The 17,488-nt window shown below is 52.5% G+C and carries 16 protein-coding genes; 4 read left to right on the forward strand and 12 right to left on the reverse strand.

From position 1 onward, the window contains the following. Positions 1-76 precede the first annotated feature (76 nt). Positions 77-901 (forward strand): manganese catalase, encoded by an 825-nt coding sequence (locus E6C60_RS17655; RefSeq protein ID WP_138227023.1) that lies wholly within the window; start codon positions 77-79, stop codon positions 899-901. Positions 902-1,199: 298 nt separating this feature from the next. Here E6C60_RS17655 and E6C60_RS17660 read toward each other — a convergent pair whose 3' ends face one another. After that, positions 1,200-2,108 carry an aldo/keto reductase gene (locus E6C60_RS17660; protein WP_138227024.1) on the reverse strand — a complete coding sequence of 303 codons (909 nt, stop codon included), beginning with the start codon at positions 2,106-2,108 and terminating at the stop codon, positions 1,200-1,202. A gap of 218 nt (positions 2,109-2,326) precedes the next feature. Between E6C60_RS17660 and E6C60_RS17665 the strand changes: the two genes are divergently transcribed. Further along, the gene (locus E6C60_RS17665; protein ID WP_138227025.1) at positions 2,327-2,662 is read left to right on the forward strand and encodes a protein YmzB; all 336 of its coding nucleotides are present in this window, start codon (positions 2,327-2,329) and stop codon (positions 2,660-2,662) included. 647 nt (positions 2,663-3,309) lie between these two features. Continuing rightward, positions 3,310-5,034: a ribonuclease J1 gene (rnjA, locus tag E6C60_RS17670; protein ID WP_138227026.1), complete on the forward strand. Its 1,725-nt coding sequence runs from the start codon at positions 3,310-3,312 to the stop codon at positions 5,032-5,034. 184 nt (positions 5,035-5,218) lie between these two features. Here the strand turns inward: rnjA and E6C60_RS17675 are convergent, their stop codons facing one another. Then, positions 5,219-6,436 (reverse strand): MFS transporter, encoded by a 1,218-nt coding sequence (locus E6C60_RS17675; RefSeq protein ID WP_138227027.1) that lies wholly within the window; start codon positions 6,434-6,436, stop codon positions 5,219-5,221. 82 nt (positions 6,437-6,518) lie between these two features. Then, the gene (locus E6C60_RS17680) at positions 6,519-7,601 is read right to left on the reverse strand and encodes an ATP-binding protein (protein WP_138227028.1); all 1,083 of its coding nucleotides are present in this window, start codon (positions 7,599-7,601) and stop codon (positions 6,519-6,521) included. A 300-nt stretch (positions 7,602-7,901) separates the two neighbouring features. On the opposite strand from E6C60_RS17680, the gene E6C60_RS17685 reads away from it, so the two are divergent. After that, complete coding sequence (locus E6C60_RS17685; protein WP_175415349.1) at positions 7,902-8,522, forward strand: hypothetical protein; 621 nt, start codon at positions 7,902-7,904, stop codon at positions 8,520-8,522. 346 nt (positions 8,523-8,868) lie between these two features. On the opposite strand, the gene E6C60_RS17690 is transcribed toward E6C60_RS17685, so the two are convergent. From E6C60_RS17690 to deoC, 9 genes are all read right to left on the reverse strand, one after another. Next, a complete protein-coding gene (locus E6C60_RS17690) occupies positions 8,869-9,519 on the reverse strand; it encodes a YqaA family protein (protein WP_138227029.1) in 651 nt (216 codons plus the stop codon). A 200-nt stretch (positions 9,520-9,719) separates the two neighbouring features. Next, a complete protein-coding gene (gene thiD, locus E6C60_RS17695; RefSeq protein ID WP_138227030.1) occupies positions 9,720-10,526 on the reverse strand; it encodes a bifunctional hydroxymethylpyrimidine kinase/phosphomethylpyrimidine kinase in 807 nt (268 codons plus the stop codon). Between the two features lie 70 nt (positions 10,527-10,596). Further along, positions 10,597-11,346, reverse strand: a complete 750-nt coding sequence (gene map, locus E6C60_RS17700; RefSeq protein ID WP_138227031.1) for a type I methionyl aminopeptidase — start codon at positions 11,344-11,346, stop codon at positions 10,597-10,599. Positions 11,347-11,450: 104 nt separating this feature from the next. After that, the gene (locus tag E6C60_RS17705) at positions 11,451-12,239 is read right to left on the reverse strand and encodes a TerC family protein (protein WP_138227884.1); all 789 of its coding nucleotides are present in this window, start codon (positions 12,237-12,239) and stop codon (positions 11,451-11,453) included. A 304-nt stretch (positions 12,240-12,543) separates the two neighbouring features. After that, entirely contained in the window at positions 12,544-13,842 is a 1,299-nt protein-coding gene (gene melA, locus E6C60_RS17710) for an alpha-glucosidase/alpha-galactosidase (protein WP_138227032.1), read from the reverse strand. Positions 13,843-14,267: 425 nt separating this feature from the next. Beyond that, a complete protein-coding gene (locus tag E6C60_RS17715; RefSeq protein WP_138227033.1) occupies positions 14,268-15,569 on the reverse strand; it encodes a pyrimidine-nucleoside phosphorylase in 1,302 nt (433 codons plus the stop codon). Positions 15,570-15,602: 33 nt separating this feature from the next. Beyond that, entirely contained in the window at positions 15,603-16,310 is a 708-nt protein-coding gene (gene deoD / locus E6C60_RS17720; protein WP_138227034.1) for a purine-nucleoside phosphorylase, read from the reverse strand. Positions 16,311-16,326: 16 nt separating this feature from the next. Next, complete coding sequence (locus tag E6C60_RS17725) at positions 16,327-16,719, reverse strand: cytidine deaminase (protein ID WP_138227035.1); 393 nt, start codon at positions 16,717-16,719, stop codon at positions 16,327-16,329. Between the two features lie 32 nt (positions 16,720-16,751). After that, complete coding sequence (gene deoC / locus E6C60_RS17730; protein ID WP_138227036.1) at positions 16,752-17,417, reverse strand: deoxyribose-phosphate aldolase; 666 nt, start codon at positions 17,415-17,417, stop codon at positions 16,752-16,754. Positions 17,418-17,488 lie beyond the last annotated feature (71 nt).

Below are 17,488 nucleotides of genomic sequence, written 5' to 3' on the forward strand. Positions count from 1 at the left end.
GAATCGTTTTAAAAATATGGGAAAGGGTAAGTAACACATGCCAATGAGCAAATTTAAATGAAGAGGTGACCTTAGTATGTTCTTTCACAAAAAAGTGCTGCAAAATCCAGCCACGCCGGAGCGTCCTGATCCGTTGTTTGCCAAGAAGCTGCAGGAAATACTAGGCGGCCAATTCGGTGAAATTTCCGTGGCCATGCAATATTTGTTCCAGGGCTGGAACACGCGCGGCCATGACAAGTACAAAGACCTCATTATGGACACGGCGACCGAGGAAATCGGTCATGTGGAGATGATTGCAACGATGATCGCCCGCCTGCTTGATGACGCACCCGTCAAAGATCAGGAGGAGGCTGCGAAGAACCCTGTCATTGAATCGATTCTGGGTGGAATGAACCCTCAGCATGCGATCGTCTCCGGTCTTGGAGCTATGCCGGTCAATAGTGTAGGTGTGCCGTGGAATGCCGGATATATTGTAGCGAGCGGCAACCTGCTCGCCGATTTCCGGGCGAATCTGAATGCCGAATCCCAAGGGCGCCTGCAGGTCGCCAGGCTCTACGAAATGACCGATGACCGCGGCATTAAGGACATGCTGTCCTTCCTGCTCACCCGGGATACGATGCACCAGAATCAGTGGCTGGCCGCCATTCGGGAGCTGGAGGCGAAGGAAGGGGTCATCGTTCCAAGCACGGCACCGCCAGAGCTGGAGAAGCAGAACATGTCCCACGTACTCTATAACTTCTCAGAAGGCGAAGAGAGCAGCCTCGGCAGCTGGGCATCCGGACAAGCCCCGGACGGCGCCGAATTCCAGTACTCTGCCGAGCCCGGTCCGTTTACAGAAGAGCAGAAATTAAAGCCGGCTCCGCCGTATACGCATAATACCTTGTCGGGTGTTACAGAATAATAGAACTCACATAAATGAGGCTGTCCCAAAAGCTCCAGGAGCTTGCGGGATGGCCTCGTTTGTTGTTGTGAACGGCTTCGGAATCTGTAGAAGAAGGCGGCCCTCGATCACAATAAAGACATGGCGGTGCTGGACTAATCTCCCAGTCACCGCCATGTCTTTACTTTTTTGCTTCCTATTCCAATGAATTGCCTCGTTAAACCAAAATCTACTCGGGGACTGCCTCTTTAAAAGTAGTCTCAGCGAATTGGGTTAAGCACAAAACAGCGTGTCCAGCCGTTGTCCACCCTGATAAGGCTCAGCGGTGCTGCTCATACTGATTCCGCTTGCTTACAGCCTGGATATATTGAAGCTCCTGCGGACTCAGCTCTTCGGCCTGAGCCGCCAGCAGGTTATCACGAAGCTGTTGGGCGGAGCTTGCACCGGGAATGGTACAGGCAGTTGCCGGATGAGCAAGCGCATAGCGAATGCCTGTCTGAGACAGCTCACGCCCTGGCTGCAGTCCTTCCCGAAGCTGCTTTACGGTTTCAAGCAGCTCTTCCCGGCTGTAGTCCAAATACCCTTTGACCGCCTTTTCCTCGTAACGCTCGGACAGCACCCCTTTGGCAACCGGACCTCTTGCAATCAGCGAAATTCCGTGCTCGGCCAGCAGCGGCAGGATTTCCTCCTCCGGGCGGCGGTCGAGAATACTATACTGCATCATGACACTGACAATGCCAGACCGCTTCACATACTCCCGAATGACATTAGGGCGGATTGAAGAAATGCCATACTCGCGGATCCAGCCCTGCTGCTTCAGCTCTTCAAACGCCTCAATAGTCTCCTCAATGTGATCGTCCATCGTGCCCCCGTGGAGCTGATACAGATCAATATAGTCTGTTCCAAGACGGCGCAGGCTATCCTTCACCGCCGTCTGGATGTAGTCTTTGGAAGGATCCCAGGTCCAGCCCTCCTGTCCGGGAATCCTGCGGTTGCCTACCTTGGTCGCCAGCACAACCTGGTCTCTGCGGCCCTTGATCGCTTTGCCCACAAGCTCCTCATTGATGCCTCCATCATACAGATCGGCGGTGTCGAGCAGCGTGACCCCTTGCTCCAATGCTTCATGCACAAGGGCGACCGCCTTTTGTTCCTCCGTACCCAGGGACATGCAGCCCAGTCCGATCTCTCCAACAACCAGCTCTGATTTACCGATTGTATTTGCTCTCATCCACTGACCTCCTCCTTCAATATTTTTTTCCCGTTTTGCATGGGTATGGGTTCAAGATTCATTACATTCCTCACCCTAGTATATCACTCCATGCCTTACAGACTGTAACAGCGATTGGCATATCTACGAATACATAAGCAGCCCTGGTGCAATAATAGCCGACAATTGGGGTAATGATTACAGATCACCATTATGTACTTTTGAAGGAGGGCTATGAGATGAAGCATTCGCTAAAAGAAGTGTCACAGTGGCTGGATTCCCATAAACAGCAGGAGCTGACCATTGAAAAGCGGGAGCTGGACGATGTCGATCAGATCAGGTTAACTGTAGATTCTGTGGAGCTCTTGGACGGCAACAATTGCAGCATTGATGACTATTTGGCCTGTCAGGCCTTGCTGCTCCGCGGTAACGGAGTCATTGTGACCGACGTCGAGGAGGCTCCCCTGCCAGGCGGCTCCTTCTCGATTCCCTTGGAAAGTCTGCGCGAGGCGGAGGTTCAGGAACGGCAGATCGTGCTTGAAAATGAACGGGGGACGTACACGATTACAGTGTAGCTATATTTGATAAATACTGTTTCTGCAAGCAGAACCGGGACTTGAGTAAGCCATACCGCTTCATCTGACAGCCGTAACGGGCAGATGCCGAATATCTGCAGTTACGGCTGCTGTCTGTGACTTCGTAGCTGTACAAAACAGTGCCCTTATGTGCAACGAAATGCTGATCAGAAGGGCCTTCGAGCATTATTCTCAATATACCACTACCACACTCTGCTATAAAAATGGTAAACTGAATGAAGATCATTTCATGTGCGACCGGATTCATGCTGGAACTTCAGGTAAGATTTCTGGTATAAGGGGCAGGATAGACATATATTCTCCGATGGGAGACCGCCTCTGTTCCGTCATAATCCTTAAGGTTTAAATATATAAGATGAGCTATTGATTTAAGATCGCCTGAATGGACACAGAGACCGTGAACAACCAGGCTGCCCTATATAACTTTTTAGTTTGGATGCAAGCCGTGTGATTATTCACGCTAAGCTGCTGCCATCCTGTCCTGAAGTCATGCCCAGCGCTTGCTATGGCGTCTTATGCGCGCCCGTATTTTGATGCTCATTTTTTCCGAGTCTCGGATTACATATTGTTAAATATGAAGGAAATCCACGCCACCGACTATCGATAGAGAGGAATATTACCACATTATGTCCAAACCATTATTAAATGATAAAATACAAAGTCCGCCTGCCCGCAAATCGAAGCCATCGAGACCATCCTCCCCGCCTGTACGTGTATTCGCACTCGGAGGATTAGGTGAAATCGGCAAGAATATGTATGCGGTCGAATTCCGCAATGAAATCGTGATCATTGATGCCGGATTGAAGTTCCCGGATGCTGAAATGAGCGGAGTCGATTACATTATTCCCGATATCCGCTATCTGATTGAGAATAAGAGCAAGATCAAGGGCCTGTTCCTGACTCATGGACATGAAGACCATATCGGAGCTATTCCTTATGTACTGCGCCAGATTCAGATGCCTATTTATGGAGGACCGCTGACGATCGGTCTCGTTCGCGCGAAGCTCGAAGAGCACCGCCTGCTGGATCAAAGCGATCTGCGGGTGTTTCATGAGAATGATAAATACAGCTTCAAGCACCTCGCCGTGCATTTCTTCCGTACGACACACAGTATTCCGGATGCATTCGGCGTCGTCATTGAAACTCCATACGGACCTATTGTCCATACCGGAGACTTCAAGTTCGACTTTACTCCAGAGGACAAGCCGGCCGACATTCATAAGATTATGAGCCTTGGCCGCCGAGGGGTGCTTGCGCTTCTCGCGGACAGCACAAACAGTGAGCGTGAGGGCTTCACTCCTTCCGAACGAACCGTAGGGCTGTCCATCCTGAAGCAGTTCCAGGAAAGCCCCGGCCGAATTCTGTTCGCGACCTTCGCCTCCAATGTCCACCGTCTGCAGCAGGTCGTAGAGGCCGCTATACAGACGAACCGAAAGCTCGCCATCGTGGGACGAAGCATGGAGAAGGTGTTTACGATCGGCCAGGAGCTGGGCTATATCCGAATCCCGGACGGCATGCTGATTGATGTGAAAACGGTCAACCGTTACCGTGACCATCAGGTCGCGATTATTTGTACAGGCAGCCAGGGCGAGCCCAACGCGGCTCTCACCCGAATTGCTTCAGGATCACACCGCTCGATTCAGATTCATCCCGATGATACGGTAATCTTCTCCTCCTCGCCGATTCCGGGGAATACGCAAAATGTGAACCGGAGCATCGATCTGCTCATGCGCGCTGGCGCTGAAGTAAGATATGGCTCGATTCTGGACATCCACACGTCCGGCCACGGTTGCCGCGAGGATCTCAAGCTGATGCTCAGCAGCCTGCGTCCGAAATATTTCGTGCCGATTCACGGAGAATACCGGATGCTGCTCAATCATCGTCAGCTGGCGAAGGATGTGGGCGTTCCCGAGAATCATGTTTACTTGCTGAACATCGGCAACACCCTTTCCTTGTTCCGCAACGGGGCTCGTAAAGGCCGTAACATCCCATCCGGAGATGTCTATATTAACAACGGAGAGCTTCGCACGCACGAGAAGGAGCTGCTGGAGGAGCGCGTGCAGCTTGCTCACGACGGTGTCGTCATTGCTGCCATGACCCTGAACCGTGAAACGCGGAAGCTCATTGCCGGTCCCGAGCTGATCACCCGCGGATTCGTTTACATGCAGGACTCGAAGCCGCTGCTGCGCCGGGCTGAAGCCATGCTGCGCAAGCATCTTAACAAGGCTGGAGAGCAGCGGGAGTACGATGAGTCTGCATGGGAGCAGATGACAACATCGACCCTCAATCGTTATTTCAAGCGCGAGCTTGGACGGAGCCCTTACATCATGCCTTCCATTATGGAGATCTAAGCGCTTGGCTTGGCAACGATTGAGCAGCGATGCTGATTTGACTGTTTAACGAGGCAGGTCCCTGGAGTGAAACAGGAAACAAAAAAATAAAGACATGGTGGAGTCAGGGAAGTTATCCCGTCACCGCCATGTCTTTATTTTGTTCTATGGCCCGCCTTCTTCAAGAATGATGGGCGATCACCTATTAATCCGCCAGCTCCAGTCCCTTGGTCTCCCGGCCCCAGACCAGGACAGCCGCCGCCCCGATCAGAATGGTTACAAAGAACAGCAGAAAGATGCTGGAGATGCTGGTGCCGTTCTCTTTCAATACACCGACGAGCAGCGGTGCAATGACACCGCCAATACGTCCGAAGGACGTCGCCAGGCCTACGCCGGTGGAGCGCATTCTCGTGGGATAGAGCTCCGGGCTGTACGCGTACAGTCCGCCCCAGGCGCCCAGATTGAAGAAGGACAAGCAGATGCCGGCAGCAAGAAGCATTCCTACAGAGGTGGCATAGCCGAACCACACTGCGCTTAAGGCTGTGAACACGAGATAGGTGACGAGTACAAATTTGCGGCCAAACTTCTCAATCAAGTAAGCAGCCGTGAAATATCCTGGCAGCTGAGCGAGTGTCATGATCAGCACATACTGAAAGCTTTTCACCAGACTGAAGCCCTTATCCACCATCACGGTAGGCAGCCACAGGAACATGCCGTAATAAGAAAAGACGACTGTAAACCACAAGACCCACAGCATCAGTGTGGTCTTCCGGTGCTCGCTCGACCAAACAGAGGAAATACGCTCTGACAGACTCAGCCTCCGCGCCGCCTTCTGTTTCACATACCGCGGAGAATCCTCAATTGCCCGCCTTAGATACAGCGCATAGAAAGCGGGAAGCGCTCCAATGACGAAAGCCATCCGCCACCCGTAATCCGGGATAATAAAATAAGCGATCAGCGCAGACAGAATCCAGCCTGCCGCCCAAAAGCTTTCCAGAAGCACCACCGATCTCCCCCGGTCCTCTACCGGCATGCTCTCCGAAACGAGCGTTGCTGCCACCGGAAGCTCACCGCCCAGTCCAATGCCCGCGACAAAGCGAAGGATACAGAGGACCGCGAAGCCGGTCGCCAGCGCCGATAAGCCGCTCGCAGCCGAGAAGATGATGAGGGTCCAGAGCAGCAGATTTTTCCGTCCGTACCGGTCTGCCAGCATCCCTGCCAGCAAGGCGCCGAACACCATACCGATGGAGGTGCTGCTGGCGAGCAGCCCCACCTCCTGAGAGCCCAGGCTCCATTCCTTTGCCAGTGCAGCAACCACGAAGGAGATCATGCCGACATCCATGGCATCAAACATCCAGCTGATTCCGGCACTGAACAGCAGCTTACGCTGCTTCGGATTTCTCAATAGCTGAGTACGATTCATTATATGACCTCCTTGCTTCTATTGGTAGCTTGTTACGAAAGCCGCTCTCCCATGCATTCCTCCTCATAGAGTGATAAACTCTTTAAATCGCGGCAGCATTATAAACTGCGGGCAGCATCACCCGGACCGTTGTGCCCTGCTCCGGCTTGCTCTTGACCTCAACCGTTCCCCGGTGCTCTTCAATCATCTTCTTGCTGATCATAAACCCGAGCCCCGTTCCCTTCTCCTTCGTCGTGTAGAACGGCTCTCCCAGACGGGACAAAATATCCTCCGGCATGCCGCTTCCCTCATCGGTAATGTCGATCAACAGCTCACCCTCCAGGCTGCGGGTAGAGATTGTGATCATCCCCCCGCCCGGCATCGCCTCAACTGCGTTCTTGATAAAATTAATAAACACCTGCTTCATTTGGTTCTCATCGCACTCTACATCCATGTCCTGATCCCGAAAATCCGTTTGAATCTCGACGTTATTCAGTATGGCCTGCGTATTCAGTAACGTAATCACCTGGCTGAGTAGCACCCGAATGTTCCTTCGCTCGAACTTGATGCCCTGGGGCTTAGCCAGGATGAGCAGTTCTCCAAGGATCAGCTCGATGCGTTCGATCTCGGAAGAAATAATTTCATAATACTGCTCTTTACTTCCAAAGCCGCTGCGCAGCAGCTGGATAAAGCCCTTAATCGAGGTCATAGGGTTGCGGATCTCATGCGCAATACCGGCAGCCAGCTGTCCCGCGATGGAAAGCTTGTCCGACTGAATCATCATCGACTCCGCATAATCACTCGCTCTTTTCTGCTCGGTGAGGTCCTGGATATGTACGACATAGCCAGCCGGAAGCTCCTCTTCACTCATCATGGCAGACCATGACACAGACACCCAGATAATATGGCCGTGCTTATGCAGCAACCGAATTTCAGTTTCGAAGCTTCCCTGGCCTTTTCGAGTCCATTCCGCCCTGTTTACTGGGTTAATAAAAGCATCCTCTGGATGAAATACGTCCCCATAAGGACGATTCATCAACTCCTCGGGTTCATAGCCCAGCATGGCGCAAGCAGCGCCATTCATATATTGTATGCGGCCATCCGGCTTGAGAAATGCACTACCGATCGGCGAGCTTTCCATTGCATGCAGCAGCATCCTATTCCATAGACGTTCATCATCTGCCATAGCCCGACGCTCCTCCATTCTTGCGTTGTACAATCATTCTACATAAATTCGAGGCAGCGTGGTGTTTTTCCTTCTATGTTGGTGAATTTAACCAGTTCCTATCTGATGCTGTCATATTCTCAGAGATGCTGTCACATCCCCTGCGGCGGCAGGCGGAGAAGAGCTACGTCTAGAGACCGATTTGAAAAAAATGGGTTTATTTTACCTTGAACAACCTGGGGATTTCGTTTATTGTGGAGGAAGAACGCACGGGCAGCATGCTGTATCAACAAGCACCACCGTTAAAAGGAGTCTGCGAGTATGGATACAAAACAACATATTTGGATCGTGCTTACAGGCACGGGAACCTGGTTAAGCCGGATTATACAATGCTTTACGAATGCCCCGCTCAACCATGCATCCATTTCATTTGACGGCCAGCTGCAGGAGGTTTACAGCTTCGGCCGAAAGGATGTCAGCAATCCATTCAGCGGCGGACTGGTCCGCGAGAATCTGCGGGCCCCTTTCTTCTACGCCTCCCATTGCGCGATTTATCGGATGGAAGTCAGCCATGATAAGTATAAGCTTATGGTTCATCAGGTTCAGCAGATGATGAACGATCGGGATCGCTATAAATACGATCTGCTGGGCATGATGGGGATGCTGTTCCGGGTCCGCATTGACCGGGCGGATGCGTATTTCTGCTCTTATTTTGTGGCCAGCATTCTGGAGCAGGCAGGCCTGCATCCTGTAGGCAAGCCGCCTCATCTGGTTACTCCCTGTGATTTCTCCCACTCCGAGCAGCTGGAGGAGGTCTATCAGGGATCGCTGGACCACTACCTAGACCGTTTCCCGGCAGAATCACTGCCGTACCCTGCACCGGCTTATATCTCCTCTGAGCCTGGAGAGCCGGCCAAGCGCCTGCAAGTAGGCGCCGGTTGAAGATGATTCGAGGACTGAGCCGAGTCCTCTCCCCTTAATCAATACCCCAATGAGAGCGCTTGAAACAGTCCGGCTCACTCACCCTTGGAATTGACAGCACGTACCTTTCTCACGTCTAAGTGTATGTACACATGAAACCGCTCCTTTTTAAATGGTGGCTTCGTCACTTCCATTTAACAAAGAGCGGTTTCTTATTGTTATCTGTTTGTTGGGATCTCTTGAGCAAGGGGAGGAACGTTTCGTACGCGGAGCCTCTCACAACAATAAACGAGGCCACCTTCGCAAGATCCTGGATCTTGTGAGGATGGCCTCCATCATATGGTTTCCGGGTGCCGTAATCCCCTGGCTACGCCGAGGGGGTTTGAGTCTCCGGAAGCACCTTCATTGCAGACTGCTGCTCCGCCTCCAGGCGGGCTGCTTCCAGGCGGGCTGCTTCCCGCTTTCTTTTACGTCTGCGAACCAGAAACATAACAAGCAGGAGCAGCGGCACAGCGATAACAAAAATATACAAGGATACATTCTCCACCATATTCTCGGCGCTTCTCCCGTAATAATAGAACAGGATTCCGACGACGTAGAATTTAGTCGCTCTCCCCAGAGCGGCGTACGCCATCAGGCGCCACAGTGGAAAATTCAAGCATCCGGACAAAATCGTAAACACTTTAAAGGGAATGGGCGTAAAGGAGCCTACCAGAATGGCCGCTTCCCCACTTTTCTGAAAACGATCCGTGGCCGCGTCAATCCATTCTTTCTTCAGAATCTTGTAAAGCACCGATTTACCGAGCAGCTTGCCGATGAGATAGCCGACGGGCGTTCCCAGCAGACAGCCGATAAAGCCGGCCGTAGCCAGCCACAGGGCTGACGATGGATGAAGTATACTAAGGGATACCTGCAGAAAAAACGCGGGAACCGGAAATATAACCGCATCAAGGAAGGAATGAATAAATAACCCCCATGGACCAAACTTCATCAAAAAATCCATTACGTCCTGAAACATAACTCAACCCCTAAACATTTTCTGCCTTACCAGACCCTTACTCATTGAGTATATCACATTCCCCCCTGCAAAAAACCGGAAAACCGTTCGGATTTAAGATTAATTGTCGAATTTATTAGCAAAAAGGACTGTCCCTCAAGATCCAAAGATCTAAAGAGACAGCCCCTGTCTGTCTGGCCGCCTAAAGGCGAGCAGGTTGATTAACGCTGTGTGCGATGTGCCGAATGGCGCGTCGGCCCAACAAATTCATTCAGCTGAAATCCGTTGGCAATCGCTTCCGTTACGAACGCCTTGGCGCGTGCAATGGAGTCGGCCATGGAATGTCCATGAGCCAGATTCGCCGTCACCGCAGCGGAGGAGGTGCAGCCTGCACCGTGTGTGTATGCCGTCTCTATGGCTGGCGACTGGAACCACTGATATTCCTTGCCGTCATACAGCAGGTCCATCGCTTTGCCCTCTACAATCCGGCCTCTGTCCTTGATCAGCACATGCTTCGCGCCCTTGTCATGAATGATGGCCGCGGCTTCCTGCATCTGCTCTACCGTCCGAATCGGACCGGATTTAGCGAGCTGGGAGGCTTCGAACAGATTCGGCGTGACGAGATCTGCCCGGGGAAGGAGAAACTCAATCATGGCTTCCGTATTCTCTGGCTGCAGAACCTCATCGGTACCTTTACATACCATAACCGGGTCAATGACGACCGAGGTCAGGCTGTACTGATCTATATATTTCGACACCAGCTCAATCATATCCACCGAGCCCAGCATGCCGGTCTTCATTGCGTCAAAGCCGATGCCTTCAATGACCGTCTTCAGCTGCGTCTCCAGAATGTGCAGATCCACCGGAAATACCTGATGATTCCACGTTCCCGGCTCCATGCACACGATGGTGGTCAGAGCCGTCATACCGTAGACGTCGAATTCCTGAAAAGTCTTGAGATCGGCCTGAATTCCGGCGCCGCCGCTAGTATCCGAGCCTGCGACCGTGAGTGCTTTCTTTACTGTCATGATGAACCATATCCCTTCCTGTATACAAAAATGATTTCTCTATTATACGGGACAGGGTGAATTCTTACAATTACTGCTGTTCGGTCAAAATCACAGGCCCGTTCTTGGTGATGGCGATTGTGTGCTCATATTGTGCCGAAAGCTTGCCATCCGCCGTCCGGGCTGTCCAGCCGTCCTCGTCAATCTTGACGTTGAAGGTGCCGATATTGAGCATTGGCTCGATCGTAATGACCATGCCCTCCTTCAGGCGCGGTCCACGGTGCGGAGGTCCATAATGCGGAACCTGCGGCTCCTCGTGCATTTGCTGGCCGATCGCATGGCCGACAAAATGACGGACAACCGAGAGGTTCTCCCCTTCGGCATATTGCTGAATCGCGTGTGAGATATCGCCGATGCGGTTGCCGACCACTGCCTGCTCAATGCCCAGATACAGCGATTTGCGAGTGACCTCCAGCAAATGTGCAGCTTCCTGTGAAATGGTGCCTACCGGATAAGACCAGGCGGAATCCGCAAGCCAGCCGTCCAGACGAACGACCATATCAATGGTGACAATATCTCCGTCGTTCAGCGGCTCCTCCTTAGGAAAGCCGTGGCAGATGACATCGTTCACCGATGCACAGGTTGCATAAGGATAGCCATGGTAGCCTTTTTGCTCCGGGTGAGCCCCGTTCTGCTCCAGGAATTTCTCAACGAAACGGTCAATCTCTGCCGTCGTAACCCCCGGCTTGATCATCGCCCCGATCTGACGGTGGCACTCCGCCAGCAGCTCGCCGGCTTTCTTCATCTTTGCAATTTCTTCTTCCGTTTTGATAATAATCATGATAGCGCTCCTTTATTCACTCATCCAGCATACCCGTAATCATTTTATTCTACTCTTGGCAGGCTGCGAACACAAGATGAGGCCCATTCAGCAACAACGAAGGCTTATTCATGCATGAGCTCTTTTTTCTCCGCGTCGGTCATTTCCGATTTGTCCTTGGAGAGGAACCAGCCGAGAACCGCAATCAGAATCAGAACGCCCCAGAAGATCAGCTTCCAGCCCGTGCTTTTCGGAAAGCTCTTGTCAATGATGCCAATCTCGGGATGAGCCAGCGTGTAGATGGCCAGCTTGATGCCGACCCAGCCCACGATCAGAAACGCGGCTGTTTCAAGACCCGGCTTCCGAACCAGCAAATTGACGAATTTGGAAGCTGCAAACCGCATAATAATCAAGCCGATGATTCCGCCGGTCAAGATCACCAGGAACTGCCCTCCGTCCATTCCGCCAATCGCCGGAAGTCCGGTCGCCGGAAGCGTCAATGCCAGCGCTACAGCCGCCAGAATCGCATCGACAGCAAACGCGATGTCCGCCAGCTCCACTTTAAGCACCGTGACCCAGAAATTCTCCTCTTTGTTGGCTGCCTTCTGCTCGTGGACCTTCTTTTTGACAAATAGCTGCTTCACGATGTGGTTAATGCTGATATACAGCAGGTAGACGGCGCCCAGTGCCTGGACATACCAGACATCCGCCAGATAAGAAATAATGAATAAGGAAACAAACCGAAACACAAACGCACCTGCCAGGCCGTAAAACAGCGCCTTCTTGCGCTTCTCCTCCGGCAAATGCTTGACCATGATCGACATAACGAGCGCATTATCCGCCGCCAGAATGCCCTCTAGGCCAATCAACACCAGCAATACCCATCCATACTCTAATAACAATCCCGTGTCCACATCCATCGTTCCCTTCCGGTTAGTGATCCGTATTGTTCAGGGTACCTTATGGCGATATAAAAAATACCCTTACCCCGAAAAATCCGGCGGTAAAGGTATTTACCCACAAATAGATGAAGGGAAAAAGACCTTTACCGATGAATATCGGCAAAGGTCTCGCTTACAGCGTAATGCTGCCAATAAAGCCGGAGACACCGGAGGTGTCACGGAATGACGACTTTATTGCTAGAGCTACTCCCCTTTACGAATTACAAGCATTATAGCATGGCTCCATGGAGGAGCAAAGAGATATTTTTCCTATTACTTATTTGAACTTTGGAAGCCAGTCGCCATGAGCCTCGATCAGATCGTCACACAGTGCCGTGATGTCGTCCATCGACAGCTCTGCTGCCGTATGCGGATCCAGCATTGCAGCATGGTAGATATGCTCCTTACGTCCGGTCAACGCCGCTTCAATCGTCAGCAGCTGTGTATTGATGTTTGTGCGGTTCAGCGCAGCCAGCTGCGGCGGCAGGTCGCCTACGTAGGTCGGCGTTACGCCGGAAGCATCCACCAGGCACGGAACCTCGACACAGGCTTCCTTCGGCAGGTTTGTAATCAGGCCGGTGTTCATGACGTTGCCGCCGATTTTGAACGGAACATTCGTTTCGATCGCTTCCATAATGAACGATGCGTACTCGTAGGAACGCTCGTGCTCGATGCTTTCGCTCGCGAACAGCTTCTCGCGCATATCCTTCCAGCCGTTGATCTGGTCCACACAGCGGCGCGGATACTCGTCAAGCGGAATGTTGAATCTTTCGATCAGCTCCGGGTAATTGCGCTTGATGAAGTATGGATGGTATTCTGCGTTATGCTCGGAGGATTCTGTTACATAATATCCAAACTTCTGCATCAGCTCGAAGCGGACCATATCCTCATGCTTTTCCTTCTGCTTCTCGGCAGCGCGGCGCTTGATCTCCGGATACAGGTCAACTCCGTCCTTCTTAACCTCCAGCAGCCAGGCCATATGGTTGATGCCGGCAATTTTGGATTGAACACCGGTAGCGTCCATATCCAGCGCTTTAAACAGACGGGACACACAGACCTGAACACTATGGCACAGACCTACGGTGTTTACACCGCCAGCAGTGTTCATTACGCTTGTCAGCACGGACATAGGATTGGTGTAATTCAGGAACAGGGCGTCCGGGCATACCTCCTGGATATCACGGGCGAAATCCAGCATCACCGGGATGGTGCGCAGGTTCCGGAAAATTCCGCCAATGCCCAGCGTATCTGCAATCGTTTGACGCAGGCCGTATTTCTTCGGAATCTCAAAGTCCGTAATTGTACAAGGATCATAGCCGCCAACCTGGATGGCATTAATGACATACTTGGCACCGCTGAGTGCTTGCTTGCGGTCCAGGTAAGCCTTGACGGTGCAGGTGCTTCCCAGGGTGTTCTTGATGCTCTCAAGCAGACGCTCCGAGTCGCGAAGACGCTCCTCGTCGATATCATACAGAGCCAGCTCGAAGCCCTGCAGTGCAGGGGTTGTCAGAACGTCACCCAGAATATTCTTAACGAACACGGTGCTGCCCGCACCGATAAAAGTAATTTTTGACATGCTTGGTTCCTCCTGTGATAGCGCTTTTATTTGCTTTAACTATACTGCGAAAGGCGGTCACTTCACCATGGCGCAAACTCTGTTCTGCATGTCATAATCCCACTTTAAGCGGTGCTCTGTCCCTTAAGACTTCCCTTTGTTTACTGCCAGTCCGATGATCATCACAATGAGTGCCAGCAATGCAATCAGCTGATCCAAAGTCATACCGTCCGCCTCCTTGTTTCCTAAGGATGGCTCTTCCAGACGGCTCTTCTCTCCCGGGTTCTTTTACAGCCCAGTCGTTTCCCCATTAGCAATCTATGAGGCCCTGACCTGAAATATGACCAATCCAGATAATTTATACAAAAAAAGCCCCCTCCCTGCTTGGCAAAATAGCGGCGGTAAAGCCAGCCCAGCATATGGAGGAAGCCTCTTATTTATAATGCTTAACCCGTCACGATATCCAGCACCAGTGCCGGAGCCTTTCCCTCTGCTGCAATCGTAATACTGGCGTAGAGCTTCTGAATCACGTCGTCCACCTGCTCCGTGTTCGCATGGATGGTGGCCAGTGACTCGCCCTGCTTCACCGTATCTCCGATCTTCTTGTTCAGCATCAGGCCTACCGCCAAGTCAATCTCAGATTCCTTGGTTGCACGTCCCGCTCCCAGCAGCATCGCTGCCGTGCCGATTTCGTCAGCCACCATCTCTGTCACCTTGCCGGATGCTCTCGCCGGCACCTCGATGTGGAATGGGGCCTGCGGCAGCCGCTCCGGATGATCAACAACGGAGGCATCTCCACCCTGATTGGCTATGAATTCCTTAAACTTCTGCAGTGCTTTGCCGTTACTTATAGCCTCTCGCAGCTTCTCCTCCGCTTCCTCCAGAGAGGACGCCTTGCCAGCCAAAAACACCATTTGCCGGCCTAGAGCGAGACACAGCTCCTCCAGATCCTTCGGTCCCCGACCGCGCAGCGTATCTATCGCCTCCTGCACCTCCAGGGCATTACCGATTGCCTGGCCCAGCGGCTGGCTCATATCCGAGATCACTGCCATCGTCTTGCGCCCGACACGGTTTCCGATGCGTACCATAGCCTGAGCAAGCTCGCGGGCATCCTCCGGAGTCTTCATAAATGCGCCTGCACCGGTCTTCACATCCAGCACAATGGCGTCAGAGCCTGCTGCGATCTTCTTGCTCATAATCGAGCTGGCAATCAACGGAATGGAGTTGACTGTAGCCGTTACATCGCGCAGCGCATACAGCTTCTTGTCCGCCGGCGTCAAATTGCCGGTCTGTCCAATGACCGCAATCTTCTGACGATTGACCAGATCTACAAACTGCTCCTTGCTGATCTCAACGTCGAAGCCTGCAATGGATTCCAGCTTATCAATCGTGCCGCCGGTATGTCCCAGACCGCGACCGGACATTTTGGCAACCGGAACATCCAGAGCGGCCACGAGCGGAGCCAGCACGAGAGTCGTCGTATCGCCGACACCGCCTGTGGAGTGCTTATCTACCTTGATCCCTTCAATGGCAGAGAGATCAATCGTCTCGCCCGAATTCACCATTGCCATGGTCAGGTCAGCCCGCTCCTGCTCACTCATATCCTGAAAATAAATGGCCATAGCCAGCGCACTGGCCTGGTAATCCGGAATCTTTCCTTGCGTATACCCCTCAATAAAAAACTGAATCTCTTCAGAGGTCAGCTCCTTGCCGTCACGCTTCCTGGCGATTATATCAACCATTCTCATCGCGTACACTCCTCACCGCTTGATGTCTGGGGGTTAAACGGTCACGGCTGTGTCCAGCGCAACCTCCATCATGTCATTGAAGGTGGACTGGCGCTCTTCAGCACTGGTCTCCTGACCTGTCAGCAGATGATCACTGACCGTCAGAATGGTCAGCGCCTGCACGCCTTTACGCGCAGCGATCGTATAGAGCGCTGTCGTTTCCATTTCTACTGCAAGCACGCCATGATCCATCAGCTTCTGCACGGCGCTTTTGTCCTCACGATAAAAGATATCCGACGTGAAGACATTCCCTACACGAAGCTGCAGCCCCTTCTCAATACCCCGGTCGTAGGCAGACTTCAGCAGCGGGAAGCTCGCAATCGGAGAATAGTCATAGCCTTGAAAATGATGCCGGTTCATACCGGAATCGGTGCAAGCCGCTTGGGCGAGAATGACGTCACGGACCCGGACATCCTCCTGCATCGCACCGCAGGTACCGACGCGGAACAGGTTCTTGACGCCGTATTCAGAGATCAGCTCATTCACATAGATGCCGATGGATGGCACTCCCATACCGGTCCCTTGAACCGATACACGCTTGCCTTTATAGGTTCCTGTAAAGCCGAGCATGCCGCGAACCTCGTTATAACAGACAACATCCTCCAGATAGGTCTTGGCAATAAACTGGGCCCGCAGGGGATCTCCCGGCAGCAGAATAGATTCTGCAATGTCGCCCGGTTTCGCTCCAATATGAGTACTCATAGCTCCTTCTCCTTCCTTATTCCATATCCTTGGCACTAAATGCACCTGGCAGCAGACGCTCCATCGTCCACTCCTCTGTATTACCGTGCAGGTTGCTCAAATAGATGACCGTATCCGGGTCACAAAACTCTGCAAGCACCTGACGGCATGCGCCGCAGGGAGACACGGGGCCTTCTGTATCGGCTACGACGGCAATGGCCTCAATCTTCTGATGGCCTTCGGAAACCATCTTAAATATGGCGGTCCGTTCAGCACAGTTCGTTAAGCCGTAGGCTGCGTTTTCTACATTACAGCCCTGGTATACCTTTCCGCCGGCCAGCACGGCTGCACCAACACGAAATTGAGAATACGGCACATAAGCCTGCTTGCGGGCCTCCAATGCTTGCCGAATCAGCTCTTCTCGGTTCATTCTTTCCCCTCCTTCACAGCATTACAGCAGGATTAATAATTGCCTTCTGACTGCTCGCCTTCCATAATCTTAACGCCGGAGCTGGCGCCGATCCGCGTTGCCCCTGCCTGAATCATGGCCTGCATATCAGCCAGGCTCCGAACGCCGCCGGAGGCCTTCACACCGACTCGGTCCCCAACCGTTCTGCGCATCAAGGACACATCCTCTACGGTTGCGCCTCCGGTAGAGAAGCCCGTGGAGGTCTTGACGAAATCAGCGCCTCCTTGCACGGCCAGTTCACACGCCATGACCTTTTCTTCTTCACTCAGCAGGCAGGTTTCAATAATGACCTTCACCAGCGCCCGGCCTGCAGCCGCATTGACGACGGCCTGAATATCCTGAAGCACCAGCTCCTTGTGGCCCGACTTCAGAGCGCCGATATTGAGCACCATATCCACTTCGGCTGCCCCTTCCTCAATCGCTGTCGCAGTCTCAAAAGCCTTAACTGCGGAGGTCGACGACCCGAGCGGAAATCCGATGACGGTGCATACCTTGACCTCACTACCCTTCAACTCCGCCGCTGCCACCTTGACCCAGGCCGGATTCACGCAGACAGAAGCAAAGCCGTATTGCTTCGCCTCCTCTGCCAGTTTCATAATGTCTGCTTGAACGGTATCCGCCTTCAATGCGGTATGATCAATCATGCTGGCCAAATTCATGGGGAACCCACTCCTTATCTATTTTTAAAGTTTCACTTGTCTCCAAAATTCGCGAAAATCATAACATACTC

The sequence above is a fragment of the Paenibacillus algicola genome (genome assembly GCF_005577435.1).
Taxonomy (GTDB): Bacteria; Bacillota; Bacilli; order Paenibacillales; family Paenibacillaceae; genus Paenibacillus_AQ; species Paenibacillus_AQ algicola.